The organism is Streptomyces guryensis, assembly GCF_021261325.1.
Taxonomy (GTDB): Bacteria; Actinomycetota; Actinomycetes; order Streptomycetales; family Streptomycetaceae; genus Streptomyces; species Streptomyces guryensis.
In genome coordinates, this window is sequence record NZ_JAJSBI010000026.1 from 99,871 (window position 1) to 122,495 (window position 22,625).

24 protein-coding genes are annotated in these 22,625 nt (G+C 68.0%); 16 read left to right on the top strand and 8 right to left on the bottom strand.

Annotation, left to right across the window (positions count from 1 at the left end):
* Positions 1 to 203 precede the first annotated feature (203 nt).
* From LJ657_RS37330 to LJ657_RS37340, 3 genes are all read right to left on the bottom strand, one after another.
* On the bottom strand, positions 204 to 1,982 hold the full coding sequence (locus LJ657_RS37330; RefSeq protein WP_308117111.1) for a tyrosine-type recombinase/integrase: 1,779 nt from the start codon (positions 1,980 to 1,982) through the stop codon (positions 204 to 206).
* 11 nt (positions 1,983 to 1,993) lie between these two features.
* Complete coding sequence (locus LJ657_RS37335; RefSeq protein WP_232653440.1) at positions 1,994 to 2,290, bottom strand: helix-turn-helix domain-containing protein; 297 nt, start codon at positions 2,288 to 2,290, stop codon at positions 1,994 to 1,996.
* A 150-nt stretch (positions 2,291 to 2,440) separates the two neighbouring features.
* Positions 2,441 to 2,992, bottom strand: coding sequence for an XRE family transcriptional regulator (locus LJ657_RS37340; RefSeq protein ID WP_232653443.1), 552 nt, complete (start codon positions 2,990 to 2,992; stop codon positions 2,441 to 2,443).
* A 276-nt stretch (positions 2,993 to 3,268) separates the two neighbouring features.
* Between LJ657_RS37340 and LJ657_RS37345 the strand changes: the two genes are divergently transcribed.
* The 5 genes from LJ657_RS37345 to LJ657_RS37365 all read left to right on the top strand — a co-directional run bounded on the left by LJ657_RS37345 (position 3,269) and on the right by LJ657_RS37365 (position 9,038).
* Positions 3,269 to 4,804, top strand: coding sequence for a DnaB-like helicase N-terminal domain-containing protein (locus LJ657_RS37345; RefSeq protein WP_232653445.1), 1,536 nt, complete (start codon positions 3,269 to 3,271; stop codon positions 4,802 to 4,804).
* A 379-nt stretch (positions 4,805 to 5,183) separates the two neighbouring features.
* Positions 5,184 to 6,179, top strand: coding sequence for a DUF2637 domain-containing protein (locus LJ657_RS37350; RefSeq protein ID WP_232653448.1), 996 nt, complete (start codon positions 5,184 to 5,186; stop codon positions 6,177 to 6,179).
* A gap of 317 nt (positions 6,180 to 6,496) precedes the next feature.
* Complete coding sequence (locus LJ657_RS37355) at positions 6,497 to 6,898, top strand: plasmid mobilization protein (protein WP_232653450.1); 402 nt, start codon at positions 6,497 to 6,499, stop codon at positions 6,896 to 6,898.
* 4 nt (positions 6,899 to 6,902) lie between these two features.
* On the top strand, positions 6,903 to 8,579 hold the full coding sequence (locus LJ657_RS37360) for a relaxase/mobilization nuclease domain-containing protein (protein ID WP_232653451.1): 1,677 nt from the start codon (positions 6,903 to 6,905) through the stop codon (positions 8,577 to 8,579).
* A 66-nt stretch (positions 8,580 to 8,645) separates the two neighbouring features.
* Complete coding sequence (locus tag LJ657_RS37365; protein ID WP_232653453.1) at positions 8,646 to 9,038, top strand: hypothetical protein; 393 nt, start codon at positions 8,646 to 8,648, stop codon at positions 9,036 to 9,038.
* Positions 9,039 to 9,582: 544 nt separating this feature from the next.
* On the opposite strand, the gene LJ657_RS37370 is transcribed toward LJ657_RS37365, so the two are convergent.
* Positions 9,583 to 12,054 carry an SEL1-like repeat protein gene (locus tag LJ657_RS37370; protein WP_232653455.1) on the bottom strand — a complete coding sequence of 824 codons (2,472 nt, stop codon included), beginning with the start codon at positions 12,052 to 12,054 and terminating at the stop codon, positions 9,583 to 9,585.
* A 134-nt stretch (positions 12,055 to 12,188) separates the two neighbouring features.
* Here LJ657_RS37370 and LJ657_RS37375 point away from each other — a divergent pair, with 134 nt between their 5' ends.
* Complete coding sequence (locus tag LJ657_RS37375; RefSeq protein WP_232653457.1) at positions 12,189 to 12,395, top strand: hypothetical protein; 207 nt, start codon at positions 12,189 to 12,191, stop codon at positions 12,393 to 12,395.
* A gap of 151 nt (positions 12,396 to 12,546) precedes the next feature.
* On the opposite strand, the gene LJ657_RS37380 is transcribed toward LJ657_RS37375, so the two are convergent.
* From LJ657_RS37380 to LJ657_RS37390, 3 genes are all read right to left on the bottom strand, one after another.
* The gene (locus tag LJ657_RS37380; protein WP_232653460.1) at positions 12,547 to 13,236 is read right to left on the bottom strand and encodes a hypothetical protein; all 690 of its coding nucleotides are present in this window, start codon (positions 13,234 to 13,236) and stop codon (positions 12,547 to 12,549) included.
* A gap of 91 nt (positions 13,237 to 13,327) precedes the next feature.
* Positions 13,328 to 13,630 carry a hypothetical protein gene (locus LJ657_RS37385; RefSeq protein WP_372488024.1) on the bottom strand — a complete coding sequence of 101 codons (303 nt, stop codon included), beginning with the start codon at positions 13,628 to 13,630 and terminating at the stop codon, positions 13,328 to 13,330.
* 247 nt (positions 13,631 to 13,877) lie between these two features.
* Positions 13,878 to 14,564, bottom strand: a complete 687-nt coding sequence (locus LJ657_RS37390) for an SPDY domain-containing protein (protein ID WP_232653466.1) — start codon at positions 14,562 to 14,564, stop codon at positions 13,878 to 13,880.
* 358 nt (positions 14,565 to 14,922) lie between these two features.
* Here LJ657_RS37390 and LJ657_RS37395 point away from each other — a divergent pair, with 358 nt between their 5' ends.
* From LJ657_RS37395 to LJ657_RS37440, 10 genes are all read left to right on the top strand, one after another.
* Complete coding sequence (locus LJ657_RS37395; RefSeq protein ID WP_062723440.1) at positions 14,923 to 15,153, top strand: hypothetical protein; 231 nt, start codon at positions 14,923 to 14,925, stop codon at positions 15,151 to 15,153.
* A complete protein-coding gene (locus tag LJ657_RS37400; protein WP_232653469.1) occupies positions 15,131 to 15,643 on the top strand; it encodes a DUF6879 family protein in 513 nt (170 codons plus the stop codon). Before LJ657_RS37395 ends, LJ657_RS37400 begins: the two co-directional genes overlap by 23 nt.
* A gap of 27 nt (positions 15,644 to 15,670) precedes the next feature.
* Positions 15,671 to 16,516 (top strand): helix-turn-helix domain-containing protein, encoded by an 846-nt coding sequence (locus tag LJ657_RS37405; protein WP_232653472.1) that lies wholly within the window; start codon positions 15,671 to 15,673, stop codon positions 16,514 to 16,516.
* A 95-nt stretch (positions 16,517 to 16,611) separates the two neighbouring features.
* Positions 16,612 to 16,998, top strand: a complete 387-nt coding sequence (locus tag LJ657_RS37410; RefSeq protein ID WP_232653475.1) for a hypothetical protein — start codon at positions 16,612 to 16,614, stop codon at positions 16,996 to 16,998.
* The gene (locus LJ657_RS37415) at positions 16,995 to 17,537 is read left to right on the top strand and encodes an NUDIX domain-containing protein (RefSeq protein WP_232653478.1); all 543 of its coding nucleotides are present in this window, start codon (positions 16,995 to 16,997) and stop codon (positions 17,535 to 17,537) included. The genes LJ657_RS37410 and LJ657_RS37415 overlap by 4 nt, the downstream gene beginning before the upstream one ends.
* Before the next feature lie 82 nt (positions 17,538 to 17,619).
* Entirely contained in the window at positions 17,620 to 17,865 is a 246-nt protein-coding gene (locus tag LJ657_RS37420) for a hypothetical protein (RefSeq protein ID WP_232653481.1), read from the top strand.
* A gap of 59 nt (positions 17,866 to 17,924) precedes the next feature.
* On the top strand, positions 17,925 to 18,725 hold the full coding sequence (gene dapF, locus LJ657_RS37425; protein ID WP_232653484.1) for a diaminopimelate epimerase: 801 nt from the start codon (positions 17,925 to 17,927) through the stop codon (positions 18,723 to 18,725).
* Positions 18,722 to 19,813 (top strand): D-alanine--D-alanine ligase family protein, encoded by a 1,092-nt coding sequence (locus tag LJ657_RS37430; protein WP_232653487.1) that lies wholly within the window; start codon positions 18,722 to 18,724, stop codon positions 19,811 to 19,813. The genes dapF and LJ657_RS37430 overlap by 4 nt, the downstream gene beginning before the upstream one ends.
* Before the next feature lie 36 nt (positions 19,814 to 19,849).
* Positions 19,850 to 20,374, top strand: a complete 525-nt coding sequence (locus tag LJ657_RS37435) for a C39 family peptidase (RefSeq protein ID WP_232653491.1) — start codon at positions 19,850 to 19,852, stop codon at positions 20,372 to 20,374.
* Positions 20,374 to 20,736, top strand: coding sequence for a glutamate ligase domain-containing protein (locus tag LJ657_RS37440; protein WP_232653494.1), 363 nt, complete (start codon positions 20,374 to 20,376; stop codon positions 20,734 to 20,736). Before LJ657_RS37435 ends, LJ657_RS37440 begins: the two co-directional genes overlap by 1 nt.
* Positions 20,737 to 20,809: 73 nt before the next feature.
* Here LJ657_RS37440 and LJ657_RS37445 read toward each other — a convergent pair whose 3' ends face one another.
* Positions 20,810 to 22,015 carry a hypothetical protein gene (locus tag LJ657_RS37445; RefSeq protein ID WP_232653496.1) on the bottom strand — a complete coding sequence of 402 codons (1,206 nt, stop codon included), beginning with the start codon at positions 22,013 to 22,015 and terminating at the stop codon, positions 20,810 to 20,812.
* Positions 22,016 to 22,625: the final 610 nt, after the last annotated feature.

Genomic DNA, 22,625 nt, shown 5'->3' on the forward strand with positions numbered 1-22,625 from the left:
CCATCTTGGGCGTCAGCACCCCGCGGCACCGCCATCACCCCCACGCCATGAGGCACCGAAGAATGCTGCGGGACGCTCGCCCTCTCCTCGGCCCTGCGCGCCAAGAGGACCTCTCAGCGCGCTGAGACGCCGGAGGGGAGCCCGCTCCTCGCGCGCGGACGGCCGCCGTCGCCCGAATCGACGGCGGCCGTCCCACACACGCGTCAGCCGACCTCCACGTCTCCGTACTTTGCCGGGTTTCGCGCGCGGTCGACCGCCTCAGCACATGCCGCCACGACAGCAGCTGCGACAGCGGCCTTGTCCGTCCCGCGCACCTGGGCCTCGACCTCAAGCCCTGGGCGCTGTGTGGTGTGCCACCGCACCGGCAGGTCCGTGTAGAGGTCCGTTTCGAAGTCCCAGGCCGAGACGGACCATTGCTCCGGTACGCCCACGTTCAACCGCTCGCCTCCAGCCACGAAGAGGGCGTGGGCGTGGTGAACGATCCGGCGGTCCGGTATCCGGTCACGGAGAGCCCGGATACCGCCGGCACCCTCCTGCTCCCACTTCCGCCGATTCCACTCCTCCATCTCCGCAGGGTCATCGGGATGGTCAGTCCTCCACTGCGAGACCACGGCCTTGGCGTGCTCTCCGTGCAGGAACGGAATGCGGCGCTCGCCGAGACAGGCCACATACACCGTCTGCTCCTGCAGGCCAGAGTCCTGGTCCTGCCTGGACACCGAACCCGCAGGTGCCAGTTGCAGCACGTGTGGTGCCGGTCCCCACAGCAGGCCGCCGACCTTCGCAGCGGTCTGCTGGAGCACCGGGCTGGTGAGGTGCTGGTACCGGCTGCGCATCCGGGCGGACTTGCCAGGCTCCCAGCCCATGATCCGGTCGACGACCGTGTCGGGGACACCGAGGAGGAGCAGCACGGTCGCCGCGGTGTGACGGGCGTCGTGGAGGCGACCGTCGCGGACCTTCGCCGCCTTCAGCAGGTCCTTCCACCTGTGGAAGTCGGTGTTGGGGTTGAGCGGCTCGCCCGTCGGCGAGGTGAACACGTACCCCTTCTCCACCCACAGGTCGCGCGCGAGTGCCCGCTCACGTTCCTGCTGCTCTTTGTGCAGGCGCAGCAGCTTCAGCAGTTCCTCGGGCACGCCGATCGGGCGTTTGCCGGCGCGGGTCTTGGTGTCCTTCGTCTCGCGCCGGATGCTGATCTTCTGCGGGCAGTAGCCGGGCTTGCGCCCGCACTTGTCGCCGCAGCCGTGCTTGTAGCGGGGCCGCAGGCGGCCCCGGCGGACGAGAATCACTCCCGCGTCGAAGTCGACGTCCTCCCACTTCAGGCCGAGCGCCTCGCCCTGGCGGAGGCCCAGGGCGAGCGCGATGACCCAGCGGGCGGTGTTGCGGTGCTTGTCCGCTTCGAGGAGAAGGCGCTGCACCTCCTCGACCGTGTACGGCTCGACTTCCTCCTCTTCGATCTTTGGGGCCTTGGCGATGGAGGCGGGGTTGGTGGCGAGGTGGCGGCGGCGTACGGCCTCGTTGAGTGCCGTTCGGGCGGTGCGGTGCGCCTGGTGGGCGGTGCCTGCGGCGCTGCCGTTCGCCTGCATCTTCCGGTAGAAGCGCTCCAGGTGCTCGGGCTCCAGCTTCTCCAGGCGGTGGGCGCCCAGGCCGGGGATGAGGTGGTGGTAGACGGCGACGCGGTAGCCGTCGATGGTGTTCTCACCGACGCTGGGTGCGGCGATGTTCTCCACCCAGTGCGTCAGCCAGGTCTCGACGGTCCAGGTCTGACCTGCCTTGGCAACACCGGTGGAGTCGCGCTGCTTCTCCAGGTTGCGTACGGCCTTGGTGACCTCGGTACGCGTCTTGCGACTGACGTGCCGGCGGTCCGGAGTGCCGTCGTCCTTGACGCCGACGGTGACGTACCCGTGCCAACGGCCGTCCTTTCCGAAGAAGATCGAGGAGGCGCCGTTGGGCTGGCGGGACGTGCGAGGCTTCTTGGGCTGTGCCATGTACGCCCCGCTCAGGCCGCGGCGCCGAAGTCCGTGGTCCGGTAGCGGCAAGCTAGGAATTCTTCGATCGCCTCGGCAGGTATGCGGCGCAGGCTGCCGATCTTGACGGAGCGGATCTCGCCGGACGTGACGTACTCGTACAGCTTGGTGCGGCCGATACCGATCCGGCGGGCGGCCTCGGCGACAGTGAGGGCGACCAGGGTCGTGTCGCCGGCGGTTCGCCGCTCGGACATCAGGGTGCGCAGGGCGTCTTCGGGGACGTCCAGGAGCTGGGCTATCTGGGATATGGGCAGGGCGGGCTGCGACAAGAGGTACTCCTCCCCGGCGCGCACGGCAGCAGGGGCGGCAACCCCCGCCGGCCAGGCCGGTGGTGATGTCAGGGATGGGCGGTGTTGGGTTCTGGCTCCGTCGGAGCACTCCTCGGAGTTCGCAGCGCCGAGGACGGCCGTGACGGAGGATTAGGACAGCGGTGGGGGCAACCTGCCCTGCTCTCTGAGGTGGGCGAAGGCGGGGTGTTTGCGCTTGGCCCAGGCTTCTTCCTCTGCGGCGTCATGGGCCCTGAGCAGTTCCTCGATGTCGTCCTGCTGCTCTGGGTGTTCTTCCGCGTAGGCGTAGAGCGCCAGCCGGGCTTCGCGTACCTCCTGGTACAGCTGCTCCAGCGCGTCCTTCTGGACGAGGTACGCCTTCGACTTCTCCGTGAAGACCCGGATGAGCTGCCGGGCGGCCACGTCGATCTTGAGCGGAGGTCCGGTGAGGTCCGACATGGGGATGTCAAACACCTTGCAGAAGCCGAGCGCCTCGTCGAGGTTGACCCGGCGTCGCGGTTTACCGCTCTCGATGCGCCAGATGGCCGACTGATTGATCGGATGCCCGATCTCGGCCATCCGCTCGGCGAGGGTGACGGTGCTCCAGCCGCGGGCTTCGCGCTCCAGCTTGATGCGCGCAGCGACGTTGTCTTCCGGCTCCGGGCGGCCGGGGCCGGCGCGCGTCGCATCGTCCTCGCTGCTCACTCACACCTCCCTTCGGGCAACGGCAGGGTCCACTGCGGCCAGGGTCAAGAGTGAACCGGATTGCGGAGCGAAATGCAAGTCGTTGCATTATCGAAAATCTTCGGTATGGTGATCGTCCACCTCCGAACGGAGGTGGACACCGAGACGCAGAAAGCCCCTGGCGCTGCGAACGCCAGGGGCCCAAGCGAAGTCCTCGAACACAACCGCCCATCCCTGAACGATCGAACCGGCCGACCGAGGTTGCCGCCTCATATGGCCTGCCGGGTGAGGAGTTCTATGCCCCAGGGTACGACCCTGCAGCCCCAGACGCCATCCCGCTCCGCAGAAGGACCCGGCCCGCTTCCGGACGGGCAGACGGAGCCTCCCTTCAATGTGGAGGCCGAATGCGCGGTGCTCGGCGCCTGCATGCACAACAGCGACATCATCGACGCGATCCGGCCGATCCTGGGCGATGCCGCCTTCTACCGGCCCGCGCACGAGACCATCTGGCGTGCCCTGCTCGCCCAGCGCCGCGAGGACAAACCGACCGACCCGATCGCCCTCACCGAGCTACTCCAAGGGCAGGGTGATCTGCAGCGAGTCGGTGGCAACACCTACGTGTTCCAGCTCGCCAACCTGCACTACGGCACCAGCGGCGCAGAGCATCACGCGGAGATCATCCGCGAGAAGGCCAACCTCCGCCGCCTGCTCGCCTCCGCGATACGCACCGTCCAGCGTGCCCAGGAACCGGGCGCCGACCCAGAGGCCATACGCAGCGAGGTCGAAGCGGAGATGCGGGCCGAGCGCGAGCGGGCACTCGCCTCCGGCCAGGGGCGCCTGAACCGCTTCGCCAGGGATGGATGGTCCTTCGTCAAGGAGACCGGCGCGGACGCCGAGCCCTTGTGGGGCACCAGGGAGAAGACCCTCTGGGCGCCGGGCGAGAGCCTGATGATCGTCGGCGCACCCGGAGTCGGGAAGACCACCCTGGCCCACCAGGTGGTCTTCGCCCGCCTCGGCCTCACGCAGACCGTCCTGGAGATGCCGGTCGCCCCCAGCAGGCGGGTGCTCTACCTGGCCATGGACCGACCCCGACAGATCGCCAGGGCCATGGACCGCCGCGTTTTCCCCGCCGACGAGAAGATCCTTCGCGAGCGGCTCGTCGTCTGGGAGGGCCCGCTGCCCGCCACCCTCGACAAGGAGCCCGACCTCCTCGCCGACCTCGCCGCCGCCCACCGGGCCGACACCATTGTGATCGACAGCCTCAAGGACGCCGTCAGCACGATGGTCGACGACAGCCTCGCGGTCGCCTTCCACAACGCCCGCATGCGCGCCCTGCGAGGCGGCGTGGAGATCCTGGAACTGCACCACCAGCGCAAGGCCACCGCCGATGCCCCGCGCGGCCAGCGCCCCGCCCTGGACCAGGTCTACGGCTCCACCTGGTTCACCGCCGGCGCGGGCAGTGTCCTGTTCGTCACCGGCCGGGCAGGCGACCCCGCCGTGACCCTGCACCACCTCAAGACCCCCACCGGGGAGGTCGGCCCGCTCGATGTCACCCACGACCACGTGCGCGGTACCACCACGGTCGACCCCACCAAGGACCCCGCCGTCCTGCTGCGCAACGCCCCAGGCGGCATGACCGCCCGCGATCTGGCGGGCATCCTGATCGGCGGCGGCGAGCCCGAACGCGCCGACGTGGAGAAGGCACGGCGCCACCTGGGCCGCCTCGTCGACAGCGGCCTGGCCACCAGGGCCGACGGCGTCGCCGGAGGAGCCGGAGGCGGGCAGCAGACCCGCTACTACGCCACCGCACGCCACCTCACCGCCGTCGGCTGACCCCTCGCCGACCCCGCAAAAAGCGATCACGCGACCGTACACGCGGCCCTCACGCCCAGACGCCGCCGTGAACCGCTCACAACGTGCACGCTCACCACAAAACCGCAGGTCAAGCGATCACGACAGCGTTCACGCCGTACACGCGCCCTAGCGATCACGCGCGGGGCCCCCTTTAGAAGGGGGCCCGCGTGAACGCCCCCTGCGTGAACGCCCCTCACTCCCTCGCCACAAGCCCCACCGCACCGCCCCTGGAGCCCCGCCCTTGCACTCCCCTGCCCCGAGCACCCCGGCAGCCATACCCAGCCGCCGCAGCATCCGCGCCCGCTTCGCCTTCTTTCGCCCCGGCCGCCGAGCAATCGCACCCGCTGGGGGTCATCGCGTGAAGCGCAATGCACGCATCACCCTCGTCGTCGGCCTGGTGGCCGTCGTCCTCATGGCCTTCCGGGTCTCGTGGAACGCGCTGTCCGACGTGGCCCGCGCCATCGGCGCCGACTCCACCGCCGCCCTGCTCTACCCGATCGTGGTCGACGGGCTCATGGCCCTCGCGTTGGTCGCCACGCTCGTGCTGACCGACAACGAGCGGAAGGTTGCGCTGCGGGTCCTGGCGACCTACACGGTCGCCAGCCTCGTGCTGAACTACGTGCACGGCCTCGTTCCGGCCCTGCACGCCACGTCGCCCCAGTGGGGCCAGCTCGCCGACTGGAACCCCGTCAACTGGGCTCTCGTGCTACTGGCGACCTCACTCCCGGTCGGGTCGATCTACTTCGGGTCGGACCTCGTGGCGAAGGTGCTGCACCACAACCCCGAGTCGGCTCACCCGGTCGAAGAAGCGCCTGCCCAGTCGGTGAGTCAGCAGGCTGACGAGCAGGCCGCACAGTCGGGGTCTGACCAGGCCGAATTGGCCCCCACGCAGCCGACCGAGTCGACCCCTGTGAAGGTCGCCGAGACACCCGCGACGAGGCCGACCGGGGCCGACGAGTCAGCCCCCGCTACCCGACCGTCCCGGTCGGCTGCCGTGGCGGAGTCGATCGGAGCCGCCCCTCGTCGGGTGACCGGTCGGGCCCCCGCCACCACCAAGTCGACCGCCGACCGCACGCGCACCCGCACCGACGCCGAAGTCCTCGACGAGGCCCGACTCCTGACCGCCGATTGGAGCGACGACCGGCTGAGTGCCGAGCGTCTGCGCCGCGAACTACACATCAGCCAGAAGCGCGCCCGCGCGCTGCGCGACCAGCTGCAGGCCGAGCGCACCAGCCAGGCAGCCGGTCCCGTCGCGTTCGACACCTTCAAGGCAGCGCCCCTCGACGGACTCGACGAAGCCTCCGCCTCCCCGCGGCAGCCGCAACTCGACATAACCCCGATCGGCACCGCGTGACCCCCACAAACCCGCCGCTCGCCCCCGTTTACCCCGTGCCCCCCGCGCCACAGGCGCAGGGGCACGAGGGCCGCACACAGCGAAGCGCCCGGCACCAGCACCACACGGAGAACCACCCGATGCGCGACCCGCACCACGGACTCCCCACCCTCCACGGGGAGATGACCACCGGCCTGAACAGCGCAGCAAGTTGTCGGATAAGGAGTCCTTACCCGGCCCCCGCCCTGGAGGGTGCGGAGGCGCCCGGCGCAGGGGCGCCGGGGTCGGCTGGCCCGGGGGAGCCGACCGAGGGAGGGGGTACTGAGCTGTCGTCGAGCGTGCCGCAGCAGCCTGCGCCGCGTCGCCGTCTGCGTGACAAGCAGCTGCGCGAGCACCGCGTCCATCCCCGCTACAACGACGACGAGATCGCTCTCGTGAAAAACGCCGCCGCCCTGAGCCGCATGAAGCCCGGCGGCTACGTCGCCGAGTGCGCGCTCGCCGCCGCCCGCGCCGACGACCCCACCGCAGCCGTCGCCGACTACCGCGCCCTGGTGCAGACGCTGATGGCCGCCAACCGGCAGCTCGGCGGCATCGGCAACAACCTCAACCAGCTCACCTGGCACCTCAACAAGGACGGTGCCTGGCCCCACCCCGATACCGTCCAACGGCTCCTGGACCGCGTCGAGGCGTCCATCGCCGCGGTGGACACCGCCGTCGCCCAGATCACAGAGGCGCGGTGAAGCATTGATCCCGAAAATCATCCTCGGCAAGGGGCCACACGCCACGCGTCGCACGATCGGCTACCTCTTCGGCAAGGGCCGGGCCAACGAGCACGTCGACCCGCACCTGGTGGCCTCCTGGAACGACTTCGCCCCCGATCCCGGCCGCAGCCCGCAGCGCGACCCGAAGGAGGTGGAGGCCCAGCTCGCCGCTCAGCTCGACCAGCCCGTGAGGATGCTGGGCGACAAGGCACCCCAGTACACCGTGTGGCACTGCCCCGTCCGTGCCGCGCCCGAAGACCCGATCCTCACCGACGCTCAGTGGGCGGACATCGCCCGTCGGATCGTGGCCGCCGCCGGCATCGCCCCCGAAGGCGACGCCGAAGCGTGTCGCTGGGTGGCCGTCCGCCACGCCGACGACCACATCCACATCGCCGCCACCCTCGTCCGCCAGGACGGCCGCCGCCCCCAGCGCGACTACGACCAGCGCGCCGTGCAGAGCGAAGCCCGCCAGATCGAAATCGACTACCGGCTGAGGCGGTTGAAGCCGGGCGACGGCACCGCCGCCAAACGCCCCACCAGCAAGGAGCACTTCAAGGCCAAGCGCCTGGGTCAAGACGCCACGTCCCGCGAGATCCTGCGCCTGCGTGTCCGCCGCGCGATGGCAGCCGCCTCCACCGAGGCCGAGTTCTTCGCCCTGCTGGAGGCAACGGGCGTGACCGTGCGCCTCAAGCTCGGCCCGTCCGGCGATGCACTCGGCTGCAACTTCGCCCTGCCCGGCGACACCAACGACAAGGGCGAGCCCGTGTTCTACGCCGGTTCCACCCTCGCCGGCGACCTCTCCCTGCCCAAGATCCGCCAACGCCTCGCCAGCACCAGCCCCGAGCCCGCGACCGTCCGGCCGGGCAACCCCTGGCACCAGGCCACCGCCGCCACCGAACGCATCCCCCACCACCTCACCCACAGCAACGACGAAGTAGCCCAGGGACAGCTGGCCGCGCTCGGCGGAGCACTCGACCTGCTCCCGCTCACCGCCCCCGCCACGGTGCGGGCTGAACTCGAACTCGCCGCCGTCGCCTTCGAGCGCGCCACCCGCTCCCGCATCGCCGCCGACCACGCCAGTGCCTGTGTCCTGCGCCGTAGTGTCCAGGCGATCTGGAAGGACCCCGCGCGGCAGGACGACGGTGCCGGGCTGGCCATGCTGCTGGACGTCGCGCTCACCGCGGTCGCCTACGCGATGCACTGGCACCGCACCCGCCAGCACGCCCAGCAGCAGGCGGCAGCCGAGCAGACCCTCATCCACCTGCAGACCGCGTACGCGCAGATCACTGGACCGGTACTGGCCGGCCTCGCCAGCCGGGCACCCAGCCCGCACACCCAACACCGATACGCCCACCACCTGAGGGCGGCCGTGCCCGAGCACGCCGAACGCATCCTGGTCGACCCCGCCTGGGACGCCCTGACCACCGTGCTCGCCCAGGCGGAAGCAGCCGGACACAACCCAACCGCGATCCTCGACCAAGCCCTCAACCAGCGCACGCTCGACGACGCCCACAGCCCCGCCCGCGCCCTGACCTGGCGCATCCGCCGCCTCGGCGAACGCCACGCACCCGGCCCACGAGCCCAGGCAGCCAACACCAGCCACGCCGCAGCGCACCCCACCGCACCACGCCCGCAGGCACCCCAGACACGGCGGCGCTGATCACCCCTACGCCCGGCCGCCACCTTCACCGACACCGATCACACGGCACCGCACAAGGAACCGCCCATGCCCCACCCCTCTGTCCGCCCCAACGTCGTCGTCCTCCTCACCGAAGTGGACAGCGCCCCCCGCGATGACCGCTCGCGCCTGTATCGCCGCGACGGGACCGTGTTCACCGACGCCGAGCACGACCTGATCCGCACCTGCACCCCGGAAGAGATAGACGCCGCGAATGAGCAGAGGTGGCTCGAGGCCGAGTGGGCACGTGAAACCCACGAGATAGAGAAGGCCCTCGTCGACCTAGTCACGAAGTACATCGAGCAGCTCCCCGACGGCTCCCTGTGCAGCAACATCTACGCCACCATGACCGACGAGGACTACGCGGAATGCGACCGCTTGGCCAAGATCGTCGCCGCACGACGAGGCATCGAGTACCCCGCCGAGCACGAAGACAGCTGACCGTACGCACACCAACGGCGGCCCACTGGGTGGGCCGCCGTTGCGGCAGGGCTGAAGCGGCTGCCGATTCACCCCGCAGACCTGACCACCGTGGCCTTGGTGACCGCCTTGCGCACGTGGGCATCGACCAGGCCAGGACTACCGGAGACCTTATGGGGGTCTTTCATTCCTGTCCGTTGTCCGCTCCACTCACCCGCAGCTCGCACGCACGAGTCCGCACGGACAGCCGACCCGGGTTGTTCTCCCTCTGTCTCTGTCACTCAGCGCAACCGCGGCCCCTTGCGAGCCCACGCGGCCCAGCCAGGCTCAGCGCATATGACTCGGCATGTCGGCAGCGCTAATGGCCTTTGTCTGCGGCCTTCGACAGCGTCTTCGCTCAGTCCCCGAGGTTGCCTGCTCAGCCGCACCGGCGAGCGTGTCGGCGCTTTCCCCCAGGTTCCTGAGGGCGCCAGCGGCTTTCGCCAAGGTGCTGGTGTTGCGTGCGGCCGTGGTTGGAGGTCCGGGGCCCGCCGGGCGGGCAGTGACGCCATCGGGGGGCCACCGGTCACCATGGGGCGGACGGTGTGCCGTCAGGCTCGAGGCCGTGGGGCCACAGGTGTTCCATGTCGCGGGCGAGGGGGAGTTCTAGGTAGTGCCCGGCATCGGCGACCTGGCGCCACATGTGCTCGGCCTCATCAGGGTTGGTCCACTGCATGTGCGCGGCGGCCTGAATCATGACGACCGGGTCACCGGCGTCGGCGGCTTGCTGGGCAAGGCGCTTGGACTCCGCCAAGTCGCCGGCCGCCGCTCGCAGGCTGGCAAGGTCGCGCATCGCGAAGTAGTTGCCGACCTCGCAGGCCCGCCGGAGCCAGTACTCAGCGCCCTCCCTGTCTCCGGCCGACTGCCGCATCATGGCGAGGTGGTACCGGGCGTTGGAGTGCCCGGCGTGCGCGGCCGGCAGGTAGGCGCGGTCGGCCCCCTTCCGGTCATTGATCTGCCGCGCCCAGCCGAGTTGGAATGCGATGCCGGGATGGCCGGCCTCGGCGGCCTGCCTCGCCAGTCGTTCGGCTCCTTCCTGGTCTCCGGCTTCCTCCAGCATCCAGGCGATCAGGAACATGGCCTGGGGGTCGTGATCGTCCGTGGCGAGCCGGTGCCACCGCTCGAGTTCGTCCTTGTCCGCGCTCTTTGTCAACAATCCGGCGTACCCGCCGATGGCGAATTCGGATGCGTCGACGTCTTGCCGGTACAGGCGTTCGAAGCCCACCCAGTCCCCGGCCTCTGCCGCCAGGTGGGCACGCTCGAATGCGGACGTGCCGACGTCGGTGTGCGCGGCCCGCTGGAAAGGCCGTGCAGCTCCCGGCTGCCACCCGACCCCTGGGCGCGGAGGCGGCGGATAGCCGGCGTCGGCGGCGAGCTGGTGCAGGCGCTCGGCGGTGGCCCAGTCGCCTGTCTGCCGCAGCCTTCCCGCAATCTCAATCAGAGTGTCGGGGTGACCGGAAGCACGGCCTTCCGCGTACAAGCGGCCGGCCGTGTCCCACTCATCGTTCAACCACGCGACGTAAGCCAGGACGTCAGGATCGCCACTGCTGGCGGCCTTGTCCAAGAGCCGGAGGACAAGGCGCAGGCGAAACCGTCGCAGAGCCGCTTCGGCAAGGATGATGAGGTCGCTGGGGAAGAGGTGGTCGAGCGCGGCCTCCCAGAAAGATGCCGGGGGGCACAGGCGTGCACGGTCGGCGCGAGCGTGCTGTTCCAGGTAGTCGGCGAGGTCGTAGAGGAGCCCGGGCGGTGACGCCGTCGCACGCCCCCGGGCTTCATGGGTGCGGTCGGAGCGGATATGGAACAGGGGGGCCAGGTTGCCGTGGACGGTGGCAGTCAGCTCCGCCAGGGCCCGCTCCAGCCAGTCATCGGCCAGGGCGTGGTACTCGGTGTCGGTGAGATAGTCCGGGGCTGCGTGTTCAAGGAAGGCCGTCGGCAGAGGCAAGTTCGCACCCAGACGGCGGGCGTCCATGGCGGCGAGGAGGACGGCGTGGCCGGCCGGGGAGGCGGTGCGGTAGCGATGCAGCAGTTCAGGTGCTCCGGCCAGGAACTGGGTCACCGCACCGGCCTCGGAGCGTTCCAGAGCCTGGGCGATTTGCCGGTCGCCGTCCGACGCCAGCGTCCGGGCGGACTCCAGGGCGGCGGCATCGAAGGTCTCCGGCACGTTGATGCGGCGGCCGGCCAGGAGCGTGCGGGCCTGGGGATGGGGATCCGGTTCCTGGGGATCGGGGCGCCGGGTGTAGGCACGGGCGTACTCGGGCCACAGCGTGCCCAGCACCAGGACCGGACCGCGGCCGGGATCGGTGAGCAGGCCGTACAGGGCACCAGCGATACGCTCGCCCATGCCGGAACCGGCACCGAGATAGTGCTGGGCCTCGTTGAGCCACACCACCGTGTGCGCTTCCACTTGGGCGATGCCGGCGAGTGTCGCCTCGGCGCGGGTGGGATCGAAGGGGTGCCACAGCCGCCACCCCAGAGGCGCAAGCGGCTGAATGGCTTCCCAGCAGGCCCGAGTCTTGCCCGCAGAGGAGGAACCGACCAGCACGGCCATCGCGCTCTTGCCTGTCACCGCACGCTCGACCACCGCCGCCAGGTCCTCGTCGTGCGCTCGCCGCACATACGCGGGTAGTCGCGCAGCTCCACGACCGGCTCCAGCCGCTGCCGGGACGTCGATGGCGGGGTGGATCTCCAGATCCAGCGGATCCCACTCGTTGATCGGCCGCCCGAGCCGGCTGCGTTCCGCCGTTTTACGGCCGACCGCGTCGGCGTGCAGGTCAAGCAGCGCATGGACGTCCAGCTGCAGCACCTTCGCCAGAGTGCCGACGGTCTCGGGACTCGGCGCTGGCGCCGAGTCACTTAACGCCTGACTGACCGTGGTACGGCCCAGCTCGGCAGCGCGTATGAGCTCATGCTGTGTACGGAACGTCGATGCGGCAAAGCCCTTCCTCAGCCGAGCCCGCAGCTCGGCCAGCGCCGCCGGATCCTGCACCCCGTCCGACACGAACAACCCCCGCTCTACGTACGGTCCAGCTCCCGTTCGACAGTGTTCATCATCGTTCACCCGAACGGCGTCGAACACCGACTGGTCCAACTTGTCTCTCGTCACCACTGCATACGACGAAGAGGACAACATCCGTGACCGACCACGCCGCCGTGATCCTCCTGGGCTGTGCGCTGATCTTGCTGATCGCAGTCCTGGTCGCGGTCGCCGCCGGCTACCTCGCCCGCCGTGACCACGCGACCCGCGCTGCTGCTCTCACCCGCGGAGCCGTAGCCTTCGCTGCCACCCTGACCCTCGCCGCCACCCTCACGGGCACCCTCGCGGGTCTGTTGCACCATTGACAACACGGGACACACGATCACGAGCCCGTCACCGGCACCGAGGATCTGCTCCGCGATGTGCTTCGTTTCTCCCGCACGGTACGCCGGAACCTGTCACACAGGGTTCCTACACCGAGCAAAGATCACTACGGTCGAGGCCGAGCAGCCTCAGCTACCCACGAAGCGGCGGAACCGCTTTGCAGCTCTTGGACATGTCCGCACCTGCATAAGAGACCACGACGACCACCGTCCCGGTGCGGACGGCCGTCTGCTTGACGATGCTGCTGCGCCCGCCAGCGGCAAAGGTCAGCAGCTGGCTCCACTGCTCGTCGCCCAGGCGGGCGACGAGCACCTTCCGAGTCGTCACCGTGACGGGCGTACTGCCGGTGAGGACCTGGTAGGTGGGGTAGGAGGTCATCGCCTCGAAGATCCGGCCCACGCTCCGGGAGAGCTTGTCCTCGGCGTCGCTGTACAGCTCCTCGGCCACCTCGGAGTCGCTGGCGCCCGCATAGGTGAAGGACGCCTTCGCCTTGTGCGGGAAGTCGAGGCTGCCGCCGATCGCTGCCTCGCTGCCGAGCTTCTCCAGCGCCGGACAGCCGATAACGGTCACGTCGTCGTGCTGCGCGGCGCGCTGCGGCGTGCGGGTGTAGCCCTCGCCCAGATCGTTCTCGTCCAGGAGCCGCTTGGCCAGTGCGGCCGAGGAAAGCGGAGCGGACGCCGGAGCACTCTCGTCGTCCGGGTGCGCCGAGACGGTCGTAGAGGACGATGAGGCGCTGGAATCAGCTTTGCCGGTCGAACAGCCGGTCAGGGCAAGGACGGCAAGGGCACCGAGGCTGAGGACGGTCGTGGTGTGAAAGCGCATGTGAACCCCTAGTGGTCTGCGAAGCGGACAGGTTGACCAGGCCGGTCCTCCGGAGGCCGGCAATGCGAAGAGATGGAGGGGCTTCGGGGGTTCAGTGGCCGAGGTGGCGCAGGCCCTCTTCGAGGGTGGGGTGGAACCTGTCGACGGGGCCGGAGTGGCGGTTGTACCAGGCCGCGTCCAGACGGGGCTCGTTCGTCTCGTGGCCGGCGCGGCATCGCAGCCAGATCGAGTCGTCACGCATGCAGAAGACGATCCAGTCCCGGTACGCGCCACACCCGGGGCATGTACGGACCTCTCCGTCGATGACGAGCGGCTGTTTACAGGGCATCATCAGTCCGGCCACCTCCTGCCGGGACGGCACCCGCAAGTCCGGCGGCAGGAAGTCTGGCGCCACCACTTCCTCCTCAGCCGGAGCCGGTGCGTTCTGCTCGGGGGCATCGAGCCACGGCTGCGTGGCCTGCAGCTGCAGAAGCAGCGCAAAGCCCGCACGCTGGGCCTCACGAAATGCGCGGTCCTCGCGAGCGCGTCGAAAGAACAAAATCTCTTCCTCTCTGTTATGTGGCAGGCACGGGAAACGTGCGGCTGCTGGGAAAGACTGGCGAACGAGCCGCACACCAACGGCTCCAAGGGGGCGGAGGTCGTCAGCTGCGACGGACGACGGTGAGCCGCCCCTCGGCGCTCTCGGGCACAGTGCGGCGAGGCACCGGAACCGGCGAGGCGAGCGAGGAAGCGAACGCGGCAACCAGGCCGTGAGGGACGCTGGCGCTGAAGCTGGCACACCACAGATACGGGACGCCAGATACGGGTGCCGCCCACGCCTGCCAGCCCACCAGGTCGGGCCGCGGGTCTGCGTCTTCGATGAGCGGTGGCAGCATCTCCAGGGACACACTTGAGGAGAACCCGGGGTCCACCGCAGTGGTGCGAGGCCGATCCACGTCACGGATCCAGCCACGGGCACAGAGCGCGTTGAGGACGGTCTCGGGCCCTTCCAAGCCCACGTCGGGGGTCTTGCGGCTATCGATCTCCATGAGGAGGTCGGCGAGCGCCTCGTACGGGACGCCGGTGGTGAAGTACGCGTTCCACTCCGGCATCACGGACGTGGGATGCGATCGGGCGCTCAGCTGCCAGGCCGCCGGCAGTCCGCCCAGCTCGAACGGGTAGGCCGCGAGAATCCATTCAGCGCCGCACAGCCCATCCGGGCTGACGTACAGCAGGGTGTGGCGGGCGGTGGGCCACATGCGCCAGCCGAGGCCGGCCAGGGTGTCGCCGATCCGCTCGGCAAGCGCATCGTCATCTCCAGCCAAGTGACGCGGAGTGACCCAGTACACCGGGTCCGATGGTTCGGGTCGGAAGGGATCGCTGGAGTGGTGCGGTTGCAGGGGCGCCTCCGTAGGTTCGGGGAGAGGTCACTGACGGACGGTCGTTGACCTGGGGGTTCGGAAGGTCGTCCACGTTGACATGCTTGGTCGCCGTGCACCAGTAGTTGCGGGATCTTCCCTGTCTGCCTGCGGCGAACTGATGAGCCGCCGAGGTGGAACGCATCCGCGCCCCCTGCGCGTCGACCAGGTGCTGCTGGTCGGGGCACCGTCCGAAGTCCTGGCAAGTTTCGGCAAGTTCCTGGCCTCAGGGCTCGGTCGCGGGCAAGCTCTGGCACAGAGATCGTTACCGGCTTCCGAGGAGGACATCATGGCTCTGCGTAAGCTCGGCAAGGACCCGGAGAGTCCCAGTGGCGGCTCGCCCACCATCTACCTCGATGAGGAGAAGGACAGCTACCTCGTGCAGGGGTGGAAGGTGGAGGACGCAGAGCGCCTCGGGCAGATGGACATCCCCGGACACGAGTCGGTGGTGGAGATCCCCCGTCGCATGGTGCAGTTCTTCCTGGAGGTGAAGAAGGATGACGAGGCCCCCGACGTTTGAGGAGTTGTTCCGCGACTGCCAGAGGACGGCTGTCCATCTGGAGATGCGCGACGCCTACATGAAGTCGGACCCGGCCTTCATCGACTGGAAGGCCGGTGTGGTCCTCGATCCCGCCGAGCGCTGGGCTAACTGGCACGCCATCGTCACGGAGGCGACCGCGCGAGGCGTCCAGGTTCGACGTGCCCGCGTCATGTCGACACCGGTCAGCGAGTACATCCGCTTCGAGCACGACGTGACCAATGGGCTGAACATCGCTGCCGGCGAAGAGGTGCGTTGGCTCTCGCGCCGCAACGCGACCGACCTCGCGCTGCCGGGCAATGACTTCTGGCTTTTCGACTCCAGCGTCGTCCTCGTCAACCACTTCGACGGCGAGGGCGAGAACATGGAGGTGGAACTCACGGAGGACGCTGAAGTGGCGAAGCTCTGCGAGTCAGCCTTCGAAGCCGTGTGGAAGCGCGCGACGCCGCATGCACAGTTCGAGCTGGCCTGACGGCTCGAACAGCATCCACGCACCGACATGACATCACCCTCATCGAGCGTCCAGGAAGCCCGCAAGGCGCTCGGGCAACGCCTGGCTGAGATCCGGACAGCGGCCGGACTCACCAAGCGAGCGCTGGCCCAAAGTCTGGGCTGGCACGAGTCGAAGGCATCGCGCTTCGAGAGCGGCGCCCGTTCGCCCTCGGAGCGCGACCTTCGCGATTGGTGTTCCGCCTGCGGCGCGGCGAGTGAGGCAGAGGACCTCGTCTCGACAGCCCGCGGAATTGAGGGCATGTATGTCGAGTGGCGCAAGATGGAGCGCCATGGGCTGAAGTGGGCGCAGGAGTCCGTGGTTCCCCTGTGGGAGCGCACCGAGCGCTTTCGTATTTACTCACCCTGGCTCATCCCCGGCCCCGTGCAGACGGCTTCGTACATCACCGCGATTCTGACCTCCATTCGTGACCGCAGAGGGCTCATCGACGATGTGCCGGCGGCCGTCAAGGTGCGTGTGGAGAAGCAGCAGGTCGTCTACGGGAACCACAAGTTCGCCATCCTCTTGGAAGAAAGCGTTCTGCGGTACCGCATCGGCGGCACCGACGTGATGGCCGGCCAACTCGGCTATCTCCTCAGCGTCATGGCCCTCCCGTCCGTGAGCATCGGCATCATCCCCCAGGACGCCGACCGTTCGGGCCTCTGGCCCGTAGAGGGATTCTTCCTATACGACGACGAGTTGGTGAACGTCGAATTGATCTCGGCACATCTCACCGTCGTCCAGAAGCACGAACTTGCCATGTATGCCAAGACGTTCGGCGAGCTGGCCGAACTTGCCGTCTACGGCCCCGCAGCGCGTGAACTCATCACCTCTGCCATCGAATCTCTAGGGTGAATGCCCGGCAAGTTCCGGCACACTCGTGGAGCCCCACCCAGCTCCCTTCCTAGCTTTATAGGCACGGCTGAAAGCGTGCTCCGGAAGGGCCAGAGATGACTGTGGCAAGTACCGGCAAGACGATCGAGACGGCCGAGGACACCGAGGGCGACGACACCCCCATCGATGTAGAGGCGATCTCCTCGCGAACGAACACCGTCCTCGGCCTGCGAATGGACACCACGACCCGTGTGGCGATAGACAGGCAGTTGCCGGCGATCGCTGGTGACCTGAACCGGCTGCTCCGTGAGGACGTGGGCGCCGACGACGACAGCGAGGTTCGGAACCTGCTCCGCGAGGGGACCAGGCTGGTCGACCTCACGAACCGACCGACGGCCGAGACTCCCACCTTCGGGACGTACCTCTACCTCCGCGATGTCGCCCTACTGACGCAGCGACTGCTGTGGATCTACGCCGAGCGGAACGGGCTGGATGCCCCGTGAGCGTCAGGGACGACCAGATCGTTCGGGAACTCTCCCACTACCTCCACGAGCACCCTGCCGACAGGATGGCGCTGCTGCCGGTCTACGACGCGGCCCGCGACCACTCGCAGCGCCGCGCCTGCACCCACGACCGGCGCTGCCCCGTCGTGGTCACGGGAGCCGTCATCGTCGACGAGCGCAATCGCGTCCTGTGTCTGCGGCACGAAGGAGGCTATGCCCTCGCGGAGGCGGAGCCGGAGGACGCGGATGACTCCCTCAGCGAGGCGGCCCTGCGCCTGCTGGCCGAGGAGGTCGGCATCCGGGACGTGTGGACGCAGCCCGGCGCCGAGGGTCCCTTCCTGGTCGACGTGACCCGGCCGGGGCACCACAGGTACGGGCCCCGCCTCCGGGTCGGCATCCGTTACCTCTTCCGCGCCCATTCGGGCGCCGTGCTCCCGTCGATGCTCGACACGGGTGCAGCGGCCTGGGTGCCCCTCACCGAGGTAGGCATCCCGTCAGTCCGCCGTCACGTGGAACACCACTTGATCGGAACCCGATGAGCCCCCGACACGAACAAATCGCCTACGCGGTAAGCCTCCTCGCCCTCGGCGGCTCCCTCCTGCTCGGCATATGGAGGGGCTGATGTACGAGCGCCGGACCAACGAGCCACCCTCCATACCGCCTCCGCCTCGCGGAACCATAGGAAGCAACCGACCGCCCAGCGATGTCCGCATCGGTGACTTCATCTACCTCGCCGGCGCGTACCAGCGAGTCCGGGACATGCGCTCGGCCGGCACCGCAGCCCACCGCGTACTGATCTTTGCCGGGCGGGAGCCCTGGATCATGCGAGAACCCCGGGTCACGTACCGGCCCATCGACTTCCGCTGACCAAGCCCGGTTCAGGCGTCGCATCGTCACTCTCACCTCACCATGCGAGGAGCTTTGCCATGCGCTTTCGCAAGATCCATGGCGCCGGAAACGACTTCGTCCTGCTCTCCGACCTCGGCCCGGAGGGCGACAAGGAGTGGCCCAAGGAAGCAGAACGCCTGTGTGCCAGGCGTACCGGTGTAGGTGCGGACGGCCTTGTCATCAGCAGGCTGATCAGCGACCGCCCTGCCGTCCTCGAAGTCGCCTGCTTCAACGCGGACGGCTCGATCGCAACCATGTGCGGCAATGCCCTGCGGTGCTCCGCCTGGGCTGCCCACCGCGATTACGGCTTCCAGCAGCTGACTCTTCACATGGCCGGTGTGGTGCACGAGGCACTCGTATCCGACGATTCCGTGTGGGTCACGGCCGAGGTGAGTGAAGTCCTCCCTCGCCGCTTACAGGTCGTCATCAACGGCAGGCCGACCTGGTTCGACAGCGCCGACACTGGCACGGAACACGTCGTAGCCATCGTGGACGACGTAGACGCCATCGACCCGGTCATGGTCGGGCGCCTCGTCCGCCACCACGCCGACGTTGCCCCACTGGGGACGAACGTCAACTTCGTCCAGGCCGTCGGCCACCAGGCGCTGAAGATCCGCACCTACGAACGTGGCGTCGAGGCGGAAACCCTGTCGTGCGGAAGCGGGGCAGTCGCAGCCGTCGTCGTCGCCACCATGCGCGGACTGGTGGCGCGACGCGCCGTCACAGTCCACAACCGCGCCGGTCAGCCGCTCACAGTCCGGCCCCACGACGCCCGGCCGACCCGAACTCAGTGGGTCGGCGGCCCGGTCACGCACACCTTCGAAGGAGTACTCGCATGACTCTCTTCCTCAACCCCAGCTCGGACCTTGCAGTACAGAAGGCCGCCGAGGAGCTTCGCGAGTGGGGGAAGAGCCGCCAGGGCCTCGGCGTCGCCCTCATCTACGGGCCAGTGTCGGCCGAGGACAGGCTCTACCACTCGAAGTGCCCCGTCGAGCAGCGTTCTGTCACCGCCCTGGCCGAGGCGCTGGAAGAGATCGGGGCCCGCTGGAAGGTGCTGAACCCGTGCGAGCCCGACTTCATCATGGAACTGGTCGAGTACGACGTGGCCCTCTCCAACCTGCACGGCCCGTACGGCGAGGACGGCCGACTACAGGGCCTGCTCGACTACCTGCGCGTGCCCTATTGCGGCAGCGGAGTCGGGGCGTCCGCGGTAGCCGCCGACAAGATCCTCTGCAAGCGGGTGATGCTCACCCTCGGCGTCCCCACGCCCGGCTGGCACGTCTGGTCCGGCGGCCCCCTTACCTGGAACGGGCGCCCCGTGATGGTCAAGCCACCCTTTGGCGGGTCCAGTGTGGGTATGAGCCTCGTACGCGATCCGGCGGACCTGCCCGGCGCTCTGGCGGACGCCGCCGGCGACGAGGGCGCGGCCGTGCTCGTCGAGGAGTACGTGACCGGCACGCCGATGACTGTGGGGCTCTTGGAGCTGCCGGGCAACTCGGTCGTCGTCTTCCCGCCACTGGCCACCGAGGCCACCGAAGCCGACTTCTACGACGCCGACACCAAACTCGACGCGGACTCCAGGGGCACCGTAACCGTACGCGCCGCCGACCTGGCGCCCGATGTGCTGGACAAGCTCACCGAGGACGCCCGGACGCTGTGGGACGGCCTCGGGCTGCGCGGTGCAGCGCGCATCGACTTCATCCTCACCAAGGACAACGAGCCGTACGTACTGGAGGTCAACAGCACACCGGGCATGTCCCGCGACAGCAACTTCGCAGTGGGGGCCGCGATGGTCGGACTCACGCACACGGACGTCGTGTTGGCGATGCTGCACGAGGCGCTGGCCCGCCCGCCATACGATGTCCCCCTGCCCACTCCCGCCTTCTCTAGCACCACACTGACGCGGGAGGCTGCCGTCTCGCCGTAGGAGCCTACCGCTGTGCCGCGCGTCCACGATGTCCCCATGTGCCGTCAGCTCATCGACCCTGCCGAGTGGGATCTGCACGGGGGATGGGCACTCGGGGACAGAATCGAGTGGTCCAACCGGGCGTGCGGCCTGGCCTCGCTGAGAATGATCCTGCTCGCCTACGGGTGCGAGGCACCCACGGTGACGGAACTGCTGAAACTCGCGGTCAAGAATGAGGTCCTGACCCCACGTGGAGCACTCCACGCGGGGATCGCGAGCCTGGCGACTGAACTCGGAGTTGCCTCGACCGCCGAGCCCGTCCCGGTTGAAGACCTGACGAGGCGGCTCGACGACGCCCCGCTCATCGTGTCCGTGACCGAGCAGTTCCCCGACGATGGCCGCGCCGGCGGCCACCTCGTCATCCTTCGTGGCTACGAGGACGGCCCCGACCCAACAATCCACTTCCGGGATCCGTCAGCCTGGGGCCAGACGCACGACCGAGTCCCCCTCAGCCGCGTGTCCGCTTCCTACACCGGCCGCGCAGTCACCTTCACGCCCCTCATTCACAACGGAGAGTCTTGATGACCGAGACAGACGGCGACACGACCGAGGCCGCAGATGGCCGCAGGATCGCCGTACTCGGAGAGATGTTGGAACTGGGCGACGAGTCCGTCGAAGCCCATCGCGAGGTTGGGCGCATGGCAGCCGAGAACGGCGTCGATCTCGTCGTGGCAGTCGGCAACGCACTCGCCAAGCAACTCGCCCTCGCGGCGGGAGCTGCAGGCGTACCGGACATCGCGATGGTCGGTGACAACGCCACCGCCGCCGCCTACCTGAAGTCCATCATCCGCCCCGGCGACGTCGTCCTCGTGAAGGCGTCGCGCGGCGGCCAGCTCTGGCAAATTGCCCAGGAACTCACAGGGCAGCCTGTTACGGGGTTGTGAGTCGTCCTCAGCTGTTGCGAGTGGACTCTGACCTGCTCGTCGAACTGAACGACCCATCCGCCTTTCAATGCGGCTACGCCGCAGGCAACTCAGCTGGAGGCTCCATTTCTGCTGACAGGCTGCCGATAGTGAGGCCCAACATGAGGGCGCCTTCGAGGGCCGCGAGGATGCCCAAGAGCTGACTCTTCTCCTCGGGTGTCCCCTGATCAGCGTGCTTCATCTTCTGCAACTGATTCCGAATGGAAACCAATGCAATAGCGACCACGTCGTGGATGAAGTCGGGACCTTGACCATCGTCGTTTTCGCTAGCCTCTCGCGGCGTGATGGGGTCTCCGCCGTAAACAAAACACAAGGCTTCCGCACGCTTGGTCGGGCGCCTTTGCCCTTGCACTTCGTGTGTCAGATCTTCGATACCCGGAAGATTAGCATCCACCCAGGTCAACACTTCCGCAGGCTTGAACGTTTCCCGCATGATGCGGTCAAGCAATTCGATAAGAGAGTTGGCTGCTTGAGAGACGCCGTCCTCTGAGAACCGAAGAGCGTCCCGCGCACCTCGAATCTTCCGCACGAGGGGAGAGTTCCTGCGCTCCACACGCTTGACCGAAGCGTCCGCCACCATGGACCGAAAGCTGGCCACAAGATCGTCTATGCCTTCTGGGGCCAGCATCGCGAGATCAGAATTCTTCGCACTCGTCACCTCCATGGGCAGAGAGGCAAGGACCTTCTCCCCAAGGAAGTTGTCGAGCGACACCAGCATTTCGACAGCGTTCACCGTAAGAATGTTGGCCGGCTGGATATCTTTGAGCTGATTTTTCGAAGAAACCTTGACGGCGTCATTCCACGCCACAACGAAAGGAGTGAGTGCACGCACTCCTCGCCTAACGGCCAATGCGATCACAGCACCATCTTGCTTCAGGGAATCAATCAAGCGCTTATACGTTGCCGCCCCCAGAAGGCGCTCAACGAAGCGGCTGTAATTCTGGTTCTTAAACCTCTCCCCCCAGCGCTGCAGCGGTTCACCCTCGCATTCATCAACGAAAGCCTGGACTATCTCCTTCAACTGCTCTTCCGTAACCTCTGAAAAGCAGTCCTCAACCCGCTCCTGCCAGGGCCTCGGGTCGCTGTCGTTGGTCAGCGCCTTGCACAGCGATACGAAAGCCTCCATAACAAGCACGGCAGACTCACTGATACGCAGTGTCTCGAGCAGCCCAGGATCCAACGTCCGCACGCAGGCGGCAAAGTTGGACTGGTAGACGGTGACAGGTACGGGTTCTTGCACTGTGTCTCGCCTCGCTCTGACAAGTACGCGCGCTCATCAAAGAAAGTACCGATGTACGCAGCGATGCGGTACGGAATTTTGTCTACGGAGCTACCGGCCAGAACCGGCAGGGGTCTCCTGTGAGCGGACTGTATGGCACGCCACTGACATCGCTCAGTGGCCGTCGGATACCGGCGCCGTCCGTAACTCGACGTGACCGCCACCTTTTTGGGCAGACACCGAGCAGTGAACGGCCCCTCAACGTGAGGCCATGATGGGGTGGTGGCTGGGGCGTGCACCTGGTCCGGCGAGCCGTGCGTAGCCGACTCCCTGGCCCGCTCCCGCTCCAACACCGCGAACCGCATCTCATCCGGTACAGACCGCGTCGAGAGCAGTAGTGAGGGCCGCGGCCAAGGTGAGGGTCGCTCCAAACGCCACGGCCGCTCGTGTCACTGCCTGCGGATAGGTGGCATGGTCGCGACGGGCCAGATACCCAGCCGCCCCGGCGACCAGTACGGCGACAAGCACGGTCAGGGTGCAACAAACCATGACTATTGCTGCCCGAACAGACACGGAGGGGACTCCTTTACGGCGGTGAGGGCGTCGTTGTCGTGGTCAAACCTGCGTCAGA

Bases quoted from the DNA above. Each gene is read 5' to 3' on its own strand.
- LJ657_RS37440 (WP_232653494.1), top strand. From the start codon at position 20,374: ATGACCGAGACAGACGGCGACACGACCGAGGCCGCAGATGGCCGCAGG.
- LJ657_RS37380 (WP_232653460.1), bottom strand. From the start codon at position 13,236: ATGCGCTTTCACACCACGACCGTCCTCAGCCTCGGTGCCCTTGCCGTC.
- LJ657_RS37435 (WP_232653491.1), top strand. From the start codon at position 19,850: ATGTGCCGTCAGCTCATCGACCCTGCCGAGTGGGATCTGCACGGGGGA.
- LJ657_RS37345 (WP_232653445.1), top strand. From the start codon at position 3,269: ATGCCCCAGGGTACGACCCTGCAGCCCCAGACGCCATCCCGCTCCGCA.
- LJ657_RS37400 (WP_232653469.1), top strand. From the start codon at position 15,131: ATGACGAGGCCCCCGACGTTTGAGGAGTTGTTCCGCGACTGCCAGAGG.
- LJ657_RS37365 (WP_232653453.1), top strand. From the start codon at position 8,646: ATGCCCCACCCCTCTGTCCGCCCCAACGTCGTCGTCCTCCTCACCGAA.
- LJ657_RS37430 (WP_232653487.1), top strand. From the start codon at position 18,722: ATGACTCTCTTCCTCAACCCCAGCTCGGACCTTGCAGTACAGAAGGCC.
- LJ657_RS37420 (WP_232653481.1), top strand. From the start codon at position 17,620: ATGTACGAGCGCCGGACCAACGAGCCACCCTCCATACCGCCTCCGCCT.
- dapF (WP_232653484.1), top strand. From the start codon at position 17,925: ATGCGCTTTCGCAAGATCCATGGCGCCGGAAACGACTTCGTCCTGCTC.
- LJ657_RS37395 (WP_062723440.1), top strand. From the start codon at position 14,923: ATGGCTCTGCGTAAGCTCGGCAAGGACCCGGAGAGTCCCAGTGGCGGC.
- LJ657_RS37330 (WP_308117111.1), bottom strand. From the start codon at position 1,982: ATGGCACAGCCCAAGAAGCCTCGCACGTCCCGCCAGCCCAACGGCGCC.
- LJ657_RS37410 (WP_232653475.1), top strand. From the start codon at position 16,612: ATGACTGTGGCAAGTACCGGCAAGACGATCGAGACGGCCGAGGACACC.
- LJ657_RS37405 (WP_232653472.1), top strand. From the start codon at position 15,671: ATGACATCACCCTCATCGAGCGTCCAGGAAGCCCGCAAGGCGCTCGGG.